At 68.0% G+C, this 17,978-nt stretch carries 25 protein-coding genes; 12 read left to right on the top strand and 13 right to left on the bottom strand.

Annotation, left to right across the window (positions count from 1 at the left end; genetic code table 11):
* Positions 1-36: 36 nt before the first annotated feature.
* Genes C7455_RS00275 through C7455_RS00250 form a run of 6 tightly spaced genes read left to right on the top strand, consistent with a single transcriptional unit; the run spans position 37 to position 3,010 of the window.
* Positions 37-495: a VOC family protein gene (locus C7455_RS00275; RefSeq protein ID WP_109663951.1), complete on the top strand. Its 459-nt coding sequence runs from the start codon at positions 37-39 to the stop codon at positions 493-495.
* Positions 492-1,097 carry a dihydrofolate reductase family protein gene (locus tag C7455_RS00270; RefSeq protein WP_109663948.1) on the top strand — a complete coding sequence of 202 codons (606 nt, stop codon included), beginning with the start codon at positions 492-494 and terminating at the stop codon, positions 1,095-1,097. The genes C7455_RS00275 and C7455_RS00270 overlap by 4 nt, the downstream gene beginning before the upstream one ends.
* Positions 1,094-1,606: a GNAT family N-acetyltransferase gene (locus C7455_RS00265; protein ID WP_109663945.1), complete on the top strand. Its 513-nt coding sequence runs from the start codon at positions 1,094-1,096 to the stop codon at positions 1,604-1,606. The genes C7455_RS00270 and C7455_RS00265 overlap by 4 nt, the downstream gene beginning before the upstream one ends.
* A complete protein-coding gene (locus tag C7455_RS00260; RefSeq protein ID WP_109663943.1) occupies positions 1,603-2,130 on the top strand; it encodes a GNAT family N-acetyltransferase in 528 nt (175 codons plus the stop codon). Before C7455_RS00265 ends, C7455_RS00260 begins: the two co-directional genes overlap by 4 nt.
* Before the next feature lie 28 nt (positions 2,131-2,158).
* Positions 2,159-2,557 (top strand): GFA family protein, encoded by a 399-nt coding sequence (locus C7455_RS00255; protein WP_109663940.1) that lies wholly within the window; start codon positions 2,159-2,161, stop codon positions 2,555-2,557.
* A gap of 33 nt (positions 2,558-2,590) precedes the next feature.
* The gene (locus tag C7455_RS00250) at positions 2,591-3,010 is read left to right on the top strand and encodes a type II toxin-antitoxin system VapC family toxin (RefSeq protein ID WP_109663937.1); all 420 of its coding nucleotides are present in this window, start codon (positions 2,591-2,593) and stop codon (positions 3,008-3,010) included.
* Here the strand turns inward: C7455_RS00250 and C7455_RS00245 are convergent.
* Together C7455_RS00245 and C7455_RS00240 are read right to left on the bottom strand one after the other, a co-directional pair.
* The gene (locus tag C7455_RS00245) at positions 2,995-3,456 is read right to left on the bottom strand and encodes a cupin domain-containing protein (protein ID WP_109663934.1); all 462 of its coding nucleotides are present in this window, start codon (positions 3,454-3,456) and stop codon (positions 2,995-2,997) included. The genes C7455_RS00250 and C7455_RS00245 overlap by 16 nt on opposite strands.
* Before the next feature lie 289 nt (positions 3,457-3,745).
* A complete protein-coding gene (locus tag C7455_RS00240; protein WP_109663931.1) occupies positions 3,746-4,015 on the bottom strand; it encodes a hypothetical protein in 270 nt (89 codons plus the stop codon).
* A gap of 278 nt (positions 4,016-4,293) precedes the next feature.
* Between C7455_RS00240 and C7455_RS00235 the strand changes: the two genes are divergently transcribed.
* Positions 4,294-5,160, top strand: a complete 867-nt coding sequence (locus C7455_RS00235; RefSeq protein ID WP_109663928.1) for a type IV toxin-antitoxin system AbiEi family antitoxin domain-containing protein — start codon at positions 4,294-4,296, stop codon at positions 5,158-5,160.
* 28 nt (positions 5,161-5,188) lie between these two features.
* On the top strand, positions 5,189-6,058 hold the full coding sequence (locus C7455_RS00230) for a nucleotidyl transferase AbiEii/AbiGii toxin family protein (RefSeq protein ID WP_245904170.1): 870 nt from the start codon (positions 5,189-5,191) through the stop codon (positions 6,056-6,058).
* 226 nt (positions 6,059-6,284) lie between these two features.
* Here C7455_RS00230 and C7455_RS00225 read toward each other — a convergent pair whose 3' ends face one another.
* Genes C7455_RS00225 through trbB form a run of 11 tightly spaced genes read right to left on the bottom strand, consistent with a single transcriptional unit; the run spans position 6,285 to position 15,794 of the window.
* Positions 6,285-6,515, bottom strand: a complete 231-nt coding sequence (locus C7455_RS00225) for a DUF2274 domain-containing protein (protein ID WP_109663923.1) — start codon at positions 6,513-6,515, stop codon at positions 6,285-6,287.
* A gap of 1 nt (position 6,516) precedes the next feature.
* On the bottom strand, positions 6,517-7,647 hold the full coding sequence (locus tag C7455_RS00220) for a TraB/TrbI/VirB10 family type IV secretion system protein (RefSeq protein WP_109663920.1): 1,131 nt from the start codon (positions 7,645-7,647) through the stop codon (positions 6,517-6,519).
* On the bottom strand, positions 7,644-8,624 hold the full coding sequence (trbG, locus tag C7455_RS00215; RefSeq protein ID WP_109663917.1) for a P-type conjugative transfer protein TrbG: 981 nt from the start codon (positions 8,622-8,624) through the stop codon (positions 7,644-7,646). Before trbG ends, C7455_RS00220 begins: the two co-directional genes overlap by 4 nt.
* On the bottom strand, positions 8,621-9,310 hold the full coding sequence (gene trbF / locus C7455_RS00210) for a conjugal transfer protein TrbF (protein ID WP_109663914.1): 690 nt from the start codon (positions 9,308-9,310) through the stop codon (positions 8,621-8,623). Before trbF ends, trbG begins: the two co-directional genes overlap by 4 nt.
* On the bottom strand, positions 9,307-10,659 hold the full coding sequence (gene trbL / locus C7455_RS00205; protein WP_109663911.1) for a P-type conjugative transfer protein TrbL: 1,353 nt from the start codon (positions 10,657-10,659) through the stop codon (positions 9,307-9,309). The genes trbF and trbL overlap by 4 nt, the downstream gene beginning before the upstream one ends.
* 3 nt (positions 10,660-10,662) lie before the next feature.
* Entirely contained in the window at positions 10,663-10,932 is a 270-nt protein-coding gene (gene trbK-alt / locus C7455_RS00200; RefSeq protein WP_109663909.1) for a putative entry exclusion protein TrbK-alt, read from the bottom strand.
* 13 nt (positions 10,933-10,945) lie between these two features.
* Entirely contained in the window at positions 10,946-11,719 is a 774-nt protein-coding gene (trbJ, locus tag C7455_RS00195; protein ID WP_109663906.1) for a P-type conjugative transfer protein TrbJ, read from the bottom strand.
* Positions 11,716-14,223, bottom strand: coding sequence for a conjugal transfer protein TrbE (trbE, locus tag C7455_RS00190; protein ID WP_109663903.1), 2,508 nt, complete (start codon positions 14,221-14,223; stop codon positions 11,716-11,718). Before trbE ends, trbJ begins: the two co-directional genes overlap by 4 nt.
* 10 nt (positions 14,224-14,233) lie before the next feature.
* Positions 14,234-14,515, bottom strand: coding sequence for a VirB3 family type IV secretion system protein (locus C7455_RS00185; RefSeq protein WP_109663900.1), 282 nt, complete (start codon positions 14,513-14,515; stop codon positions 14,234-14,236).
* Positions 14,515-14,847 (bottom strand): TrbC/VirB2 family type IV secretion system protein, encoded by a 333-nt coding sequence (locus C7455_RS00180; RefSeq protein ID WP_109663897.1) that lies wholly within the window; start codon positions 14,845-14,847, stop codon positions 14,515-14,517. The genes C7455_RS00185 and C7455_RS00180 overlap by 1 nt, the downstream gene beginning before the upstream one ends.
* Positions 14,844-15,794, bottom strand: a complete 951-nt coding sequence (gene trbB, locus C7455_RS00175) for a P-type conjugative transfer ATPase TrbB (RefSeq protein ID WP_211315436.1) — start codon at positions 15,792-15,794, stop codon at positions 14,844-14,846. The genes C7455_RS00180 and trbB overlap by 4 nt, the downstream gene beginning before the upstream one ends.
* A gap of 280 nt (positions 15,795-16,074) precedes the next feature.
* Between trbB and C7455_RS00170 the strand changes: the two genes are divergently transcribed.
* The 4 genes from C7455_RS00170 (at position 16,075) to C7455_RS00155 (ending at position 17,949) form a co-directional block, all read left to right on the top strand.
* On the top strand, positions 16,075-16,488 hold the full coding sequence (locus C7455_RS00170; protein ID WP_109666007.1) for an MbcA/ParS/Xre antitoxin family protein: 414 nt from the start codon (positions 16,075-16,077) through the stop codon (positions 16,486-16,488).
* A complete protein-coding gene (locus C7455_RS00165) occupies positions 16,485-17,174 on the top strand; it encodes an RES family NAD+ phosphorylase (protein ID WP_425450616.1) in 690 nt (229 codons plus the stop codon). Before C7455_RS00170 ends, C7455_RS00165 begins: the two co-directional genes overlap by 4 nt.
* A gap of 106 nt (positions 17,175-17,280) precedes the next feature.
* A complete protein-coding gene (locus C7455_RS00160) occupies positions 17,281-17,523 on the top strand; it encodes a FitA-like ribbon-helix-helix domain-containing protein (protein ID WP_109663889.1) in 243 nt (80 codons plus the stop codon).
* A 3-nt stretch (positions 17,524-17,526) separates the two neighbouring features.
* Entirely contained in the window at positions 17,527-17,949 is a 423-nt protein-coding gene (locus C7455_RS00155) for a type II toxin-antitoxin system VapC family toxin (protein WP_109663887.1), read from the top strand.
* The last annotated feature ends 29 nt before the right edge of the window (positions 17,950-17,978 follow it).

Genomic DNA, 17,978 nt, shown 5'->3' with positions numbered 1-17,978 from the left:
CAGGCCACAAACGCTCCAACGAAAAGGACGATTGATATGCCCCATAAAGTCCGCACCTGTCTGTGGTTCGAAAAGGACGGCCTTGCGGCCGCGCGCTTCTACACCGGCCTTGTCCCGGACAGCGTGCTTGAAACGGATGCGCCGGAGGGCTCAAACCCGATCATCGTCGCCTTCTCGCTGGGCGGCGTGCCCTATCAGATCCTCAACGGCGGCCCGCATCACCGTCTGACGCCTGCCGCCTCCATCGTCGTGACCACCCGCGATCAACCGGAGACCGACCGCATGTGGGATGCCCTGACGGCCGACGGGGGTGCGCCCGGCCGCTGCGGATGGCTGACGGACCGCTGGGGCGTATCCTGGCAAATCGTTCCCGAAGCGCTGCCGCGCCTGCTGGGCGCGCCGGAACGCGCCGCGGCCGGACGTGCGCAGGCGGCCATGATGGAGATGAACAAGATCGACATCGCAGCCCTCGTGGCAGCATTCGACACGCCATGACGAAGAAGGCCGCCATGACCCGTTCCTGTGTCCTCTCCATGGTCGTCAGTGTCGACGGCTTCATCAACGGCGCGGGCGGCGAGTTCATTGCGCCTGACTGGTCCGCGGATCTCGATGCCTGGACGGCCGGCCATGCGGCGCGGTTCGACACGATGCTGTTCGGTCGGGCCGCGTGGGAGAGCCTCGCCGCCTACTGGCCTGCCGCCGAGACGGACCCCGCAACACCGCCGGCCGCCCGAGACCTCGCCCGCTTTATGAACGGAACGCGCAAGATCGTGTTCAGCCGGACGCTGGAAAGCGCGGAGAGATGGGCGAACTCGGACATCGCGGATGCCGATGTCGCCACCGTCCTCGCGCGCGAGAAGGCGAAGCCCGGCAAGGACATGGTCATCTTCGCCGGCGCGCGTTTTGCCCAGACGGCGCTGGCGGCCGGCGTCGTCGACGAGTTGTCGCTTCTCGTGATCCCCGATCTTTTCGGCCACGGGACGCGCCTCTTCGAAGGCCACGCACTTCGACGCAAGCTCGAGCTTGTCGAATCCCGCCCGATGGATACGGGCGCGCTGCTGACCCGCTACAATGTGAGGGAGCCCAACGGACAATGACGGTCGCAGCCCGCATTGCCTTTCGCCGGGCCACACTCGCGGACCTCGAACTGCTGCGCTGCTGGCAAAGTGAGCCCCATGTGCGGGCCTGGTGGGATGACGAAGACCCGTATGATGATGCGCATGTCGCCGACCCGCGCCTGAACCGATGGATCGTCTCGTTCGACACTCGGCCCTTCGCCTACATGCAGGACTACGCCGTCCACGGTTGGGGCGATCATCCCTTCGACCATCTGCCCCCGGGATCCAAGGGTATCGATCAGTTCATCGGACCGCCAGACATGATCGGCAAGGGGCATGGGCGCACCTTCATTGGCCAACGCGTTCAGGCGATGTTCGATCAAGGCGTCCCCGTGGTCGCGACCGACCCACATCCCGACAACCTCAGAGCCATCGCCGCCTACGAACGGGGCGGGTTCCGGATTGCAGGTCCCGCGCGCGAGACGGACTGGGGGCGCATCCTGCCCATGGAGATAAGACCGTCAACCGGGGTCGGGCCGTCATCATGATGCGGCTCGCCAAGCCTGACGATATCCCCTTCGTGCAGAAGGTCCTCGATGCGCCGGAAAATCTGGACAAGCTGGCGGCCTACACGGATGCGCAACTTGCTGCGGCACTGGGGGATGCGACTCAACGCCTTTGGATCTGGGAGAGCTGGGGAACCCCGGCAGCGTTTCTCTGGGTCACAGGCGTCGGCCAGCTTGGACGCGGCCCGAAGATCGAGGAATTCGGGGCCGAGGTCCCGGGCCGAGGGATCGGCACTCGGCTCTTTTCGGCAGCACTGTCAGAGTTGCGGGCGCAGTGCCTGCACAAGGGCCTCTGGCTCACCGTCGCGTCCGACAACGCGCAGGCGATCCGGTTCTACGAACGGCTGGGCTTCCGGGCGACCGACCTGCGTCCCGCAGTCTGGCATCGGCGCGCAGGACCCGTTGCCGATGCGCTGATCATGGCGTTTGATGCCGATGCCGGACCGGCGGAGACTGAGGCAGACGGCGGCCTCGGGCATCCAGCACAAGACAACGGCGGTGGCTGATCCCACGCCCCGGAAAAGGAGCATCACGATGAAAGGCACCTGTCACTGTGGCGCGGTCGAGTGGCAGCTCGACGGCGATGCGGGCTCGATCACCGCCTGCAACTGCACGGTCTGCCGTCGTTACGGGGCACTCTGGGCCTATGACTGGGAGGGCGAGCGGATCAGGCTTTCCGGCACCACGTCCGTCTATACCCGCAAGGAACTGCCGAACCCGTTCCTCGAGTTTCACTTCTGCCCCGCCTGCGCCTGCGTGGTGGCCTGGCGCGCCCTGCGGCCCGACGAGAACGGGCGCAAGCGCATGGGGGTCAATGTCCGCCTTGCCTCGCCCGAGGAGGTCGCGGACCTCCTGATCGACCATTTCGACGGGCTCGATACCTTCGACGACCTGCCGCAGGATGGCCGCCGTGTGCGAGACCTGTGGTTCTGAAGCGATGCGGTTTGCTGCGAAACGGGAGATCCGATGCGCTACGTGATCGCCATCGATGCGGCCCTCCGGCTCTTTCGTGAACGGGCCATGGTTCCCGACGACACGAAGCTCGTCGCCCCCACCCTGCTCCGTTCCCAGGCTGTCGCGCATCTTTATGCGGCTGCGCGCCGGGGCGAGATCGACCGTGCCGAGGCCAGGGCGCAGCTTGATCACATGCGGGCGCTCAACATCCGCCTGCTCGGGGACAGGGTGCTGCAGAACTTCGCGTGGAACTTCGCTGAACGGCTAGGCTGGGACGACACGTTTACTGCTGAGTATGTGGCGCTGACGAAACTGCAAGCCGATGCTTTCGTGACGCTGGACCCGGATCTCGCGCGGGCCGCCGCCACGCTCGTCCCTGTCGCGTCGTACGATGAAATGACGGGCGGGCGGTCCTCTCAACCCTCGCCATAAGGCGTGCCGTCCTTGTGAACAAAGCGGCCATCGGAATTGGCGCTCATCATGTCGACGTCAGAGCAGGTGGTGAGGTCGTCGGGATGGCGTGATCCGATCTCGAGGTAGATGGCGTCGTGGTCCGAACGGTTGATCATGTGGTGGCCGTTGCCCGTTCCCTTCGGAAAGGCTGCGCAGTCGCCCGCCCGCAAAAGCGTCTCCCCGCCATCCTCGATCAGCACCACCTCGCCCTCGAGCAGGTAGACGAATTCATCCTCGTGTGAATGCCAGTGGCGCTGGCTCGACCAGTTGCCGGGCGGCAGTCGCGTGAGATTGACCCCGAAGGCCGTCAGTTCGCCGGCCTCGCCGAGACGCTGACGCAACCTGTCTGCGCTGATCGCCCGAAACTCGGCGGGATATCCCGTCCCCTTGTGCGTGGGAACGGCGGAAAGGTCGATCCGTGGCATGGCGGGTCCTGCGTCCGTTCCACGCCGAGCTTAACCCCGGGCGGACGTTCCGACAACTGCGCGGACGGGGAAAAGCACTGTAGAAGCGACCGGCACACATGCAAATGATCGCAGCCTGTATCAGATCTCCGGATTGTGTGGCCTGCGTCCGAAGCATTTCTCCGCTACCAGAGCAGCCACCGCGTCATCGGTGATCGGGCTCCCTGCGCGCTTCATGCCGTCGAAATGCTGCCGGGTGAAATGGTCGACGGCGTTACGGCACTTCTCGAAGCAGAAGCTGACGGGGCGATCATACTTCCCGCGCAGCCTCGATCGAGGCGCGGGCGGCGGCGAAGGCCTCGTCCTGGTCGATGAAGGCTTCGCGCGGCGTTTCCATGCGGGCACGGGTTTCCTGCGCGAGGGCCTGCAGGGCCACGTTGCGCTCGTCCTCGTCCTGGATCATCTTTTCCAGCGCGGCGGCGACGGCGGCACTCTGCGTCGCGAAGACGCCCTGCCCCACCATTTCCGAAAGAAATTTGTGATGGCGGTCGGTGAAGCTGAGGGTGGTCTTGACGTTCATCCGCGCCTCCGTGGCATGACCAGGTCATATACTGGATCAGGGCGATCCTCTCAATCGGCTGCGTCCGGCCCTCGCCGACTTTCACTTCTCGCCAAGGCCCCGCCTCAGCTCGGGCGGGGCGCAGCTCAGCCTGTTCTGACGAGGAATTTTGCGCCTGCCTCCTGGCGGGCGCAGCACCCTTCGGGTTTGCGTTAGCTCACGATTCTTCATCTTGAGTAAACAAATGGAGGTAAATATAAACTTGCAAATCGGTTTGATATTGTGTCATCATCTCTACCATGAGTGAAGAAAAAGGCTCCAAGCTAAACCATCTGCAGATGGCCTTGCCGCAAGGGTTGATCGTCGATTCCGTATGGATGGAGAAGAACGGTTTCCAACCATCGCTCAGAAATCGCTACGTCTCAAGCGGCTGGCTGGAGCAGCCAGCAAGGGGGGTCTACCGCCGCCCCAAGGGCAAGATGACGGACGCGCCGCTCAGGTGGCAGCAGGTGGTCCTCTCCCTCCAGCTCCTTCTTGAGTACCCCCTGATCGTCGGCGGCATGACAGCACTCGACCTTCACGGCTTCGCCCACTACCTCAGCCCGGACCTCAGGACGGTTCATCTCTATGGCCGCGTCAGGCCGCCTGGCTGGCTGAACAAGCTCGACCTCCCGCAACACTTCGTGGTGCACAACAGCGACACGCTGTTTGCCGAGGACCCGATCGCCTTCGGGCTCGGAAGCCTTGCCTACGATGTCCGGAAGGACACTGCACGGAACCACAGCAAGCTGAGCAGCGGCAGTCTCGAGGAATTGTCGTGGGGCCAGTGGGAATGGCCCCTGACCTTGTCATCGCCGGAGCGCGCCTATCTGGAGTTTCTGGACGAACTCCCCGGCAATGCCTCGTTCCACCACGCCGACATGATCATGCAGGGCGCGGTGAACTTCAGACCCGGTCGTCTGAAGAAGCTTCTCAGCGACTGCAAGAGCATCAAGGTGAAACGGCTCTTCTTCTTCTTTGCCGACCGCCATCGCCATGCATGGCGCAAGCAGCTCGATCCCGACACGTTCGACCTCGGCAGCGGCAAGCGGATGCTGGTCAGGGGCGGACGTCTGGACCCCGTCTATCAGATCACCGTTCCGGGGGACCTTGATGCCGAGCAGTGAACAATACCGGCAACAGGTTCGCCTCCTCATGCGGCTTCTGCCCTTGGTCGCAGAAGAGCCCTCCTTCGCCCTCAAGGGCGGCACCGCGATCAACCTGTTTGTGCGGAACCTGCCACGGCTGTCGGTCGACATCGACCTCGTCTATCTGCCGGTCAATGGCCGCAGCGAAGCGCTGGCCGATATCGATACAGCCATGAAGCGGATCGAGGCGCGGATCATGGCCGCTCTGCCCGCTGCGATCATCGGCCAGACTGTGCGGGAGGGGGCAGTCCTGCGACTTGCGGTGCGCACCGAGCGCACGCAGGTCAAGATCGAGGTCTCGCCTGTCCTGCGCGGCGTTGTGCAGGAGCCCGCCCTCCGCTCCGTAAGCCCTGCCGTCGAGGAACATTACGGTTTCGCTGAAATCCGCCTCGTGTCCTTCGCCGATCTCTATGCCGGGAAGCTGGTTGCGGCGCTGGACCGGCAACACCCGCGCGACCTGTTTGATGTCCGCGACCTCCTCGCAAACGAAGGTCTGACGCCTGCACTTCGCGAGGCCTTTCTCGTCTACCTCATCAGCCATGACCGACCGATGGCGGAAGTCCTGTCCTGCCGGTTCAAGGATATCAGGGCGACTTTCACTGACAACTTCGATGGCATGACCGAGACGCCCGTCACGCTCGCCGAGCTGGAAAGCACGCGGGAAGAACTGGTGCGCTCGCTGGTTCGGGACATGCCCCAGGAGCACAAGGACTTCCTGCTCGGGTTCGAGGCGGGCAGTCCGGACTGGAGCCTTCTCAGCGCTCCCCATGCTGCCGAGCTTCCTGCCGTCCGGTGGCGGCAGATCAACCTCGACAAGCTCGATGCAGCAGCACGCGACCGGCTCGTTGTGTCCCTGCGCGAGGCGATGTCCGGCTAGCCAGGGGCAGGCCCCGCCGGGGCGACGAGGCGGGCGAGGCATAGCGCAAGTCCAGCTCCGCCTCGATGGGGGCAAGGGCAGCCCGCAGGGCGCCGCGGTCGTGCGCGCGCAGGTTCTGCTGGCAGACCGGCCTGTGCAGAACCTTAGACAACTGTTCGAACAGAGCCTTTCTGAACGCCGGCCAGATCCTGCCCGCCCCCTGCCTGCCGCCGGTCTGCGCAGTGCGCTATTCTCTGTTACCCCCACCCCGCCGCGCCTTGGCGAACCCGCGATCCGTGGCGATGAACCGCTCGAGCATCGGCGCGATTAGCCGCGCGGGCGGGATCGGTGGCTGCCCCGCGTCGCGGCCGAGGATTTCGCCATAGGCGATCAGGTCACGGTGGATGGCCGCGGTGAGGTCCACCGTGAGTTTCACCGGCTTGTCGTCGGCGATTGGTCCGAGCTTCAGCTTGGCCATCTCAACCTCCCTGCGGGGCGATCACCAGATCGCGGGTGACGAGCACGCGCACCGGAAAACCGGGGCGAATGGTCAGGGTCGGCGGCACCTCGAGCTCGCGCTCGACGATACGTTGACCGGCCTCGGTGATGGTGCCCACGGCGCCGTCGCGGATAGCGCGGGCAAGGCGATCTTCCTCGTCCACCGCCAGTTCCGCGCCGATGGCGAGCAGCGTGGAGAGGCCCGCGGCGCGCAGGACATTGGCCCATTGATGATCGACGCGGTCCTCGAGCCCGGCATAACCGGCGGTATCGGCGCCCGGCTGGCGTTCGAGCACGAGCGAACGGCCATCGGGGAAGATGAGCCGCGTCCAGACCAGCAGCACGCGGCGCTGGCCGAAGGTGACGCCCGCGTCGTATTCGCCGATCAGCCGCGTGCCTTGCGGGATCAGAAGCAGGCTGCCGGTCGGGCTGTCATAGACATTCTGTGTCACCTGCGCGGTGATCTGGCCCGGCAGGTCCGAGCGGATGCCGGTGATCAGCGCGGCGGGGATCACCGATCCCGCCTGCAGGAGCCAGGGCGAGGCCGGGGTCTCGACGCGGTCGGGCGCCACGGCACGGCGGTCGGCGCCGGCGTTCAGGAAGGCGCGGCGCGGATCGGTTTCCGGCGTGGGTGCCGGGGCGATCAGGCCGGAGGGCATCATCCCCGACACGGCAGTAGCAGCGCGGCTCTGGAAGAAAAGCCCGCTCATCCGCGCGGCCTCCAGCTCGGCGAGGCGCGCCTGTTCCTCGGGGTCCATGGCGGGCGGGGTCAGTGGCGGGGGCGCGACCGGCAGGCCCCGGCGCTGCGCATCGAGCATCGCGCCGCCCAGATCGCCGGGCAGCGGCGGGCCGAGGCGCGGGATCGCGTCATAGCTCGTGGGCAGGCCGCGCAGCCCGTCAGCGGGCTGGCGGCGGTCGGTGGAGATCAGCTCGGCCGGTGCGCCGGTGCGGTCCGGGGCCTGCAGGGCGTAGATCAGCGCGCCGCCGATGCCGAGGCCTGCGACCACGCCCAGCCCGGCGATGACCTTGCGCGACAGGCGCGTGACCCGGGGCGGATCGGCGCGCAGGCGCATCGCAGTGGCGGTATCGCTGGGGGCATCGCTCTCGGTCATGACCGGTCCTCCGATGCGGTGGTGACCCGGGCAGCCGCGGCCTCGGGCGCGAGGCGCAGGATGCGCACGACGTCCTGCCGGGGTCCGCGCCCAAGGCGCAGCTCGGCCGCGCCGAAGAGCCGGTCGACGATCAGGACATTGCCATGGATGCGGCTGTTGACGATCTCGGGCGCGCCATCGGGGCCGAGGACGAAGAGCGGCGGCATCTCGCCTTGGGCGATGCCCGGTGGGAAGACGACATAAACCCGGCGGCCATCGTCGAAGACCGAGACGGGCCGCCAGGGCGGGCTGTCGCCCTGCAGCCCGTAGCGGTGGTTGCGCGCGGCGGGCGGCGGGATCACCGGGGCGGCGGGCGCGATGCGGGCGGTCTGGGGCGTGCGCGGATAGGCCCAGGCGACGGCGGGCATCCAGGTCTCTTCGCTGGCGATGAGCTCGATCAGATAGCTGCGCCGGTCGGTCGAGATCACCAGGTTCGTGCGGATGTCGGGCCGCGTGGGCTTGACCAGCACCTGCACGCGGGCCGCGCGGCCCGCGCCGCTTTCGGTGTCGCCGATGATCCAGCGCGCGGTGTCGCCTGCGGCGATGGGGCCGGTGCCCGCCAGCCGCTCGCCGGGTTCCAGCGAAATCGTCGTGATCTGCCCCGGCGCTGCATAGACCTGATAGAGCGCGCCCTCGGACCAGGGATAGATCTGGATCGCGTTGAAGTATCCCTCGCGCCGGGGCTCGACGCGGGCGGCGGCATTGGCGGCGATGACCTGGGCGGCGGGCGTGGGTGCGGCCTCGCCGCCCTGCGCGGGCGTCCAGGCGGGCGGGATGTGCAGCGGGCGTGGCGTATCGTCGGCGGTGGTGGCCGGGGACGATGGTAGTGGCGGCACCGCCTCGTCATAGGCGAAACCCGCCTGTCTGGGGCTGGTGCAGCCGGCAGCGAGGCCGAGGGCGAGACAGGCGGCAGGCAGGGCAAGGGCGATCCGGGTCATTGGCTCATCTCCCGCGACCAGTTGATGGCGTTGACGTAGATGCCGAGCGGATTGGCGCGCAGCCGCTCGGCGGTGCGGGGCGGCTGCAGGACCACGGTCAGGATCGCGGTCCAGCGCTCGGTGCGGGCGAGCTGGCCGTCGGTGTAATGGCGTTCGACCCAGGCCACGCGGAAACTGTCGGGCGAGGCGCGGATGACGCTCGAGACCTCGACCGCAACCTGATCGCGCCCGACGCGGGTGAAGGGGTCGTTGGCGCGGGCATGCTCGTTGAGCGCCTGCGCGCCGCGGTCGGTGGTGAAATCATAGGCGCGCAGCCAGTTCTGGCGCACGACGACCGGATCGGCGGGTAGGCCACGGACCCCTTCGACGAAACGGGCCAGATGCCAGGCGATCTGCGGATCGCTCGGCTGGAAGTTGGCGGCCGCGGCGTCAACCGCGCGCGCCTCGCCATGGCGGTCGATCTCGACGACCCAAGGGACAACAGTGCCGCGCGCGGATTGCCAGACCAGCGCCCCGGCGAAACCGCCCGCGAGGATCAGGCAGCCGAAGGCCATGAGGCGCCAGTTCCTGGCCTGCACGCGGGCGGTGCCCATGCGCTCGTCCCAGACCTGAGCCGCCTTCTGGTACGGGGTCTCGGGGTCGGGGGTCTTGCCGTAATGGGCGGTGGATCGTTTGAAGAGGCTCATCGGCGACGTCCTTCGGAAAGGGAAACGGAAGCCCCGCCACCGGGGCTGTCCCCGGCGCGCAGCGCATGGCCGGCGGCGGCGAGGCCCTGGCGCATCATCTGGTTGCGGCGGATGGCGCGGGCCCAGGCGGGCGGGCTGTCGGGGTTGGCAGCAGCAGATGGGGCGGCGGTGCCCCCGATGCTGCCCATGGAGGATGTGCCGCCGGTGGCAGCGAAGCTGGCCCGCGTCCCGGCGGCATGGCTTGCGCGCGCGCCGGAGGCGATGCGGGCGGCCGCGTTGCGCAGGGGCGAGACGATGGCCGAACCGGTGGCGCTGGCCACGCCCCCCAGACCCGAGGCGACACCGCCCGCGCCCGACTGGCCCATGGCGCCGAGGCGATAGGCGGTCGAGGCAGCACCTGCGGTGGCGATCCCGCCGCGACCCGCGGCAAGGCCACCTGCCCCCAGAGCGCCCGCGCCGCGCGCCGCCAGAAGCGCCCCGCCACCGGCGGCCACCGCGGCGCCGCCGACCGCGACACCGGTACCGACGGCCGCACCCGCGCCCAGTTGCGGGCCGCCCGAGACGAGGCCCGTGGCGATGCCGGGGCCGAAGATGCCGAGGCCGAGGAGCGAAAGTGCTGCCAGCACGATGGCCATCGCCTCGTCGATGGTCGGGGTCGCGCCGCCGAAACCTGCGGTGAACTGGCCGAAAAGGGTCGAGCCGATGCCGATGATCACGGCCAGCACCAACACCTTGATGCCGGAGGAGACGACGTTGCCCAGCACCCGCTCGGCCATGAAGGCGGTCTTGCCAAAAAGGCCGAAGGGGATCAGCACGAAGCCCGCGAGCGTCGTCAGCTTGAACTCGATCAGGGTGACGAAAAGCTGCACCGAGAGGAGGAAGAAGGCCAAGAGCACCAGCGCCCAGGCGAAGAAGAGGCAGGCGATCTGGATGAAGTTCTCGAAGAAGGCGACGAAGCCCATCAGGCTGGAGATCGACTCGAGCAGCGGGCGCCCGGCATCGAGGCCGATCTGGGCGACGCGCCCCGGGCGCAGGAGGTCCGCAGGCGAGAAACCGGTGCCCGACGCCAGCAGCCCCAGCCCCGCGAAACTGTCAAAGACGATCGCGGCGAGGCTGTTCCAGTTGGAGATCAGGAAGGCGAAGATGCCGACGAAGAGCGTCTTCTTCACCAGCCGGGCGATGACATCGTCATCCGCGCCCCAGGCCCAGAAGAGCGCGGCCAACGTCACGTCGATCACGATCAGCGTGGTGGCGATGAAGGCGACCTCGCTGCCCAGAAGGCCGAAGCCGCTGTCGATATAGGCGGTGAAGACCCCGAGGAAGTTGTCGATGACGCCGGTGCCGCCCATGGCCTAGTTGCCCATCGCGGTCGATGAGCGGCCGAGGAAGCGCTCGCGCGTCTCGGCCCAGACGGCGAGGCAACCGGGATCGCGCGCCGCTGCCTCGCCCATGGCCTGGCAACGGCGCTGCTCGGCGTGGAGCGGATCCTCGGTTTGCGCCTGCGCGGGTTCCATGCGCGCGGGTGCATCACGCACCCCGCGCGTCATCTGCACCGCCGCCGCGGTCAGCGCGGCGGCGGCAAGGATGATCGCCGCGATGCCGGCAATGCTGCGCCCGTCCATCGGCCCGGCCCCGTCAGTTGTTGAACATCCGGGCGCTGCCGGGCTGATAGCCCGCGCCCGGGGTCAGGAAGCGCTCGCGCTGGATGCGGCCCTGTTCGGCGGCGGCAGCGCGTTCGGCCTCCGCCAGCGCAGCAGCCAGGCCATTGGCGGCGGTCACCGCGACCAGATCGGCGATCTGCTGGGATTGCAGCGCGAGAAGCTGGTTGCCCGCCTGCGCCGCCTGCAGCGCGCCGACCGCGTTCTGGCTCGCACCCACCAGCGCCGCCATTTCCGCGCGCTGGCCGTCGAGATTGCCCACGACCCCGGCCTGCACGCGCATCGCGTCCTGCAGACCGCCCACCGTGTTCTCCCACCGCGCGCGGGCATCGGCCAGAAGCTGGGCCTCGGGGGCGGCCATGGCGGTGCCGCCGTATTGCTCCTGAAACATCCGGTCGATGGCCTGCACATCGAAGGCGATGTTCTGTGCCTCGGCCAGAAGCTGGCGGGTGCGTTCGACATTCTGCTGCAGGGCGGCGAGCGAGGAATGCGGCAGGCTCGCGAGGTTGCGTGCCTGGTTGATGAGCATCTGCGCCTCGTTCTGCAGCTGGGTGATCTGGTTGTTGATCTGCTCCATGGCGCGGGCGGCCGAGAGGATGTTCTCGGCATGGTTGCGCGGGTCGTAGACGATGCGGCCGAAGCCGCCGAAGAAGGCCTGCGCGGGGCTGGGAGCGAGGATCGTCACGCCCATGGGCGCGGCCAGGGCCAGCGTGAGGGTCGAGGCGCTGGCGAGATGGGTGATGCGGGTCATGCTTGGGTCTCCTCATCGGGTTGGGGGTTGGGATCGGGTGCCGGGTCCGGCGTCGCAGCGCACGCCTGCACGTCCGTCTCGAGGTTCGGCAGTTCCGGGATCAGATCGGCGGCCCAGCCCGCGCCCCGCGCGCGCAGCCATGCGGTGAGAAAGCCCGCGCGGCCATGCTCGGCCAGGATCGCGGCGATCTGGGCCTGATCGGTCTTGGAGGAGGCCGCGCAAAGCGCGAGGCCGACCTCGGACAGGCCCAACTCGAAGAGCCGGTTGCCGCGGCGCGACTGGCAGTAATAGTCGCGCTTCGGCATGGCGCGGGCGAGGATCTCGATCTGACGGTCGTTCAGCCCGAAGCGGCGGTAGATCGCGGCGATCTGCGGCTCGATGGCGCGTTCATTGGGCAGCAGCAGCCGCGTCGGGCAGCTTTCGATGATCGCTGGCGCGATGGCAGAGGCGTCGATGTCGCTGAGCGATTGGGTCGCGAAGATCACCGAGGCGTTCTTTTTGCGCAACGTCTTCAGCCATTCGCGCAGCTGGCCCGCGAAACCCTCGTCATCGAGCGCGAGCCAGCCCTCGTCGATGATGAGAAGCGTCGGGCGGCCATCGAGGCGGTCGCCGATGCGGTGGAAGAGATAGGAGAGGACAGCGGGGGCAGCGGCGGTGCCGACCAGCCCCTCGATCTCGAAGGCCTGAACCGGGGCCGTGCCCAGATCCTCGATCTCGGCATCCAGGAGCCGCCCATGTGGCCCGCCGAGGCAATAGGGCCGCAGCGCCTGCTTCAGGTCAGTGGATTGCAGCAGAACCGCAAGCCCGGTGATCGTGCGTTCGCCGATGGGGGCCGAGGCGAGCGACGTGAGCGCGGTCCAGAGATGCTCCTTGACCTCGGGCGTGACGGTGACGCCCTCGCGGGCAAGGATCGCGGCGATCCAGCCCGCGGCCCAGGCGCGTTCCGCCCCCTCGTCGATCCTTGCCAGGGGTTGCAGATAGACCTCGGCCTCGGCCCCCTCGGTCAGCGCGCCGCCCAGATCATGCCAGTCCCCGCCCATGGCGAGGATCGCGGCCCGGATCGAGCCCCCGAAATCGAAGGCGAAGACCTGGGCCCCCGGATAGCGGCGGAACTGCAGCGCCATGAGCGCGAGCAGCACGGATTTGCCCGCCCCGGTCGGCCCGATGACCATCGTATGGCCGACATCGCCGACATGCAGCGAGAGACGAAAGGGTGTGGAGCCCTCGGTCCGGCCATAGAGCAGCGGCGGGCCACCCAGATGCGCATCCCGCTCCTCCCCCGCCCAGACGGCTGACAGCGGGATCATATGGGCGAGGTTCAGGGTCGAGATCGGGGGCTGGCGGACATTGGCGTAAGGGTGCCCGGGCAGCGAGCCGAGCCAGGCATCGACGGCATTGACCGTCTCCACCATCGCCGTGAAATCGCGCCCCTGCACGACCTTCTCGATCAGCCGCAACTTCTCGTCTGCGCGGCGAGGGTCCTCGTCCCAGACGATCAGCGTGGCGGTGACATGGGCGAGCCCCGCGACATCGGCGCCGAGCTCCTGTAGCGCCATATCGGCATCACTGGCCTTGTTGGCGGCATCGCTGTCGACCAGCGCCGATTGCTCGTTGGTCATCACCTCCTTGAGGATCGCGGCGATGGATTTGCGCTTGGCGAACCACTGACGACGAATGCGCGCGACCATGCGGGTGGCCTGCACCTTGTCCATCAGGATCGCGCGCGTGGCCCAGCGATAGGGAAAGGCCAGACGGTTCAGTTCATCGAGGATCCCCGGCGTGGTGGCGGTGGGGAACCCCGAGAGCGTCAGGATGCGCAGATGCGCCGCGCCGAGCCGGGGTTCGAGCCCCGCGGTCAGGGGCTGATCGGCCAGCAGCGCGTCGAGATAGGCGGGGGTTTCCGGCACGCGGACGCGCTGCGCGCGGGTCGAGATGGTGGAATGCAGGTAGGTCAGCGTCTCGGAGTCATCCAGCCAGCGGCATTCGGGCATGAACCCGTCGAACAGCGCCAGCACCCGGTCGGTGCGGTCGATGAAGCCGCGCAGCACCTCGCCCGCGTCGATGCCCCGGGTCTCGCGGCCCTCGTAAAGCCAGGTCTCGGCCCGCGCGGCCTCCTCGGGAGGCGGCAAGTAGAGGAAGGTCAGGAAATAGGCCGACTGGAAATGCGCACCCTCATCCGCAAATCCGGCGCGGCGTTCGGCATCCAGCAGCGCCGAGGCCGGATCGGGAAAGCGGCTGTCGGGATAGTCGGCGGCGGGCAGGCGCTGCGCCTCGACGAAGATCGCCCAGCCTGAGCCCAGTCGGCGAAAGGCGCTGTTGATCCGGCCTGCCACGGCGACCAGCTCGGCGGCGACCGCGCTATCGAGGTCCGGGCCCCGGAAGCGCGCGGTGCGCTGCAGGCTGCCATCCTTGTTCAGCACCACCCCGGGCGCGACCAGCGCCGCCCAGGGCAGGTAATCAGCAAGGCGGGCGGCTTTGCGGCGATACTCGGCAAGGTGCATCATGGCGGTGCCCTCAGACGTCCAGATGGCCGGGTAGCCGCAGGTGCCGCCGTCCGACCTCGACAAAGAGCGGATCGCGCCTGGCGGCCCAGACGGCCAGCAGATGCCCGATCAGCCAGATCGCGAGGCCCGCAGCCCAGAGCTGCAGCCCGAGCCCGATGGCACCCGCAAGCGTGCCGTTCAGGATCGCGAAGGCGCGCGGGGCACCTGCGAGCAGGATCGGCTCGGTCAGCGCGCGGTGGACCGTGACGGTGAAGCCGGGGACGGCATCAAGCTGCTCGAAATCGCCGGCCATCAGAACACCGCCCCGCCGCCGAAGCTGAAGAAGCTCAGGAAGAAGGAACTCGCCGCGAAGGCGATGGAGATGCCGAAGACGATCTGGATCAGCCGCCGGAAGCCGCCTGACGTGTCGCCGAAGGCCAGCGTCAGCCCGGTCACGATGATGATGATCACCGCGATGATCTTGGCGACCGGACCCTCGATCGATTGCAGGATCGCCTCGAGCGGCGCCTCCCAGGGCATGGACGAGCCCGCCGCGCGAGCGGGCGTGGCGAGCATCAGGCTGACGCAGGCGAAAGTGGCAGCATGGGCGGCTTGCCTGCGCAGGTGATCGAGGGTTCGGGTCATGGGGTGTCTCCTGATGGTTCGGGGGCCGCAGGCGGGGCAGCGGCCGGGGTGAGGTGATAATCGCCCGCGGGGCCGAGGCCGGTGACGCGGGCCAGTTCGGTGAGGCGGCGCGCCGCCCCGCGCCCTGACAGGACGGCGATCAGATCGATGGTCTCGGCGATCAGGGCGCGCGGCACGGTGACCACGGCCTCCTGGATCAGCTGCTCCATCCGGCGCAGGGCACCGAGCGCAGAGCCTGCATGGATCGTCCCGATCCCGCCCGGATGGCCGGTACCCCAGGCCTTCAGCAGGTCCAGCGCCTCGGCCCCGCGCACCTCGCCGATGGGGATGCGGTCGGGGCGCAGGCGCAGCGAGGACCGGACGAGATCGGACAGAGTTGCCACCCCGTCCTTGGTACGCAGCGCGACGAGGTTCGGGGCGGCGCATTGCAGCTCGCGCGTGTCCTCGATGATCACGACGCGGTCGGCGGTCTGCGCGACCTCGGCCAGCAGCGCATTGGTCAGCGTGGTCTTTCCGGTCGAGGTGCCCCCCGCGACGAGGATATTGGCGCGCGCGGCGACCCCGTCGCGCAGGGCGCTGGCCTGCGCCTCGGTCATGATCCCGGCGGCGATGTATTCGGACAGCCGGAACACCGCGACGGCGGGCTTTCGGATCGCGAAGCAGGGTGCCGTGACAACGGGCGGCAGCAGCCCCTCGAAGCGCTCGCCCGTGCCGGGCAGTTCGGCTGAGACCCGGGGCCGCGCGGCATGGACCTCGGCCCCGACATGATGGGCCACCAGCCGCACGATCCGCTCGCCATCCTCGGGCGAGAGCGTGGCGCCGCTGTCGGACAGCCCCTCGGTGGCGCGGTCGATCCAGAGCCGCCCGTCGGGGTTGAGCATGACCTCAAGGGTCATGGGGTCTTCGAGAGCCCGCGCGATGACGGGGCCGAGCGCGGTGCGCAGCATCCGCGCCCCCCGCTCGCCCGCCTGCGGCCTCCGTTCAACCTCTGCCATGCTGTCCCCGCTCCTGTTCTGGCCTGCCGAGGGGCAGCCCTGGATCGGGGTCCATCAAGAAAGCCGGAAACGGGCGGCGCTCAACAGCGCTTCAAAGGGCGTAGGGCTCTGGCGTGCAAAGACAGGCGAAAGGGTTGGGGTGCTTCATGGCGCATGCAGGACCAGACCCGCGCGCGCACAGGGAATTGCCTTTTGGCAGAAAACGTCTATATTGATGCCAAAGGAGACGCCCATGCAGTTCGCCACCGTCCAGCCGATCACCGCCCGCCCCGACCATCCCGTGATCACGGATGCCGAGGCCGCAGCGCTGGCGCGGGCCACGGTCAACCTGTTCCGCGCCTGGGGTCTTAGCGATGCCGAGGCGCGCACGCTGCTGGGCGACATGGCGCCGCGCACATGGGCGCGGTGGAAGACCGGCGACATCGGGCGCATCGACCGTGATCTGCGGGCGCGCATGGCGATCCTGATGGGGATTCACAAGGCGCTGCGCACCATCTTCACCGACCCCGCCCGCGGCTATGCCTGGATCCGCAAGCCCAGCGAGGCTTTCGATGGGCGCAGCGCGCTGGACATCATGATGCGCGGCGAGATCACCGACCTGATCGACCTGCGCGCCTATCTCGATGCCGAGCGGGGGGCCTGGTGACGGTGCCCACTGTTCGCGTAACCTGGCCCCGCACCGTCCGCATCATCCGCTCGATCCACCCGCCCATCGACCTCTTCGAGGACATCGCCGATCCGGCGGATTGGGAAGCGCTGGCCTCGGCCGAGTCCAAGTTCAACCCGCGCATCCGCGACAGCATCGGTGACCTCTCCAAGGTGCCGATCGGGCGCCGTGTGACCGGGTCGGGTGCGAGCTGGGTCATGGCACCCTTCGTCCACTGCTCGCCCCTGCGGCCAGGGCGGTTCTCGGACGGCAGCTTCGGCCTCTACTACGCGGGCGACCGCACCGAGGTGGCCATCGCCGAAACCATCCACCACCACGCCCGTTTCATGCGCGCCACGAAGGAGGCCCCCGGCTGGACCTCGCTGTTCCGCGAGCTGATCGGCACCATCGATGCCGATCTCGACGACGCCAACGGCCGCGCCGATCTGCTCCATCCCGACGACTATCGCCCCTCGCAGATCTTCGGCGCCGAGCGCCGCGCCGCCGGATCGAACGGAATCACATGGCCCAGCGTCCGTTACCCGGGCGGTCACTGCATCGCCGTCTTCTGGCCCGACGTGATCCCGATCCCGACGCAGGGCGGGCACTTCGCCTACCACTGGGACGGCTCCGCGGTGGATTACGTCAAACGGCTGGATGATGGGGAGGTGTGGCGGGTGCAGTAGTCGGCACGCATTTTGCTTATCCGGGTCGTGGCAACGCCCGGCGATCGTCACAGGCTTGATAGCAATGCAATCAAAGCTTACCTTGGGCTAAACCTCGGAGGATCCCATGGCCAGTATCACGATCCGCAACCTCGACGACGAGGTGAAGCGCCGCCTCCGTGTGCGGGCGGCCGAACATGGCCGGTCGATGGAGGAGGAGGCGCGCGAAATCCTGCGCCAGGTCGTAGCGCTGCCCACCGTCCCGAAGAACCTAGGTCGGGCGATCCATGAGCGGTTCGCCGCAATCGATGGGGTCAATCTGGAAATCCCGCCCCGCAGCCCGATGCGCGCCCCACCGGATTTCGACTGACCGATGATCCTGCTTGATACCAACGTCATCTCCGAACTGATGCGCGCCAATCCGGCGCAGGAAGTGTTGGATTGGTTCGGTCGTCAGGACGCCACTGCCCTGTTCATCTCGGCCGTGACCGAAGCCGAACTGCGCACCGGGGTCGCCATCATGCCAGGGGGGCAGCGGCGCGACCGGCTTCAGGCCGCGCTTGACGGTATGATCGCTGAGGACTTCGCCGACCGCGTGCTCCCCTTCAACAGCCCGGCCGCCCGCACCTATGCCGAAATCGCCGCAATGCGCCGCACCGCCGGACGACCGATCACCGAGGCTGACTGCCAGATCGCGGCGATCGCGAAGGCGGCGGGGGCACCTGTGGCAACCCGCAACGTCAAGGACTTCGACGGCTGCGGGGTCGATGTGATCAATCCGTGGGATATGGAATGAACACCCCAGAAGGTGGAGATCAAAGGCCA

The sequence above is a fragment of the Roseicyclus mahoneyensis genome, assembly GCF_003148775.1.
Lineage (GTDB): Bacteria > Pseudomonadota > Alphaproteobacteria > Rhodobacterales > Rhodobacteraceae > Roseicyclus > Roseicyclus mahoneyensis.
This window is presented reverse-complemented; position numbering and strand designations above follow the sequence as displayed.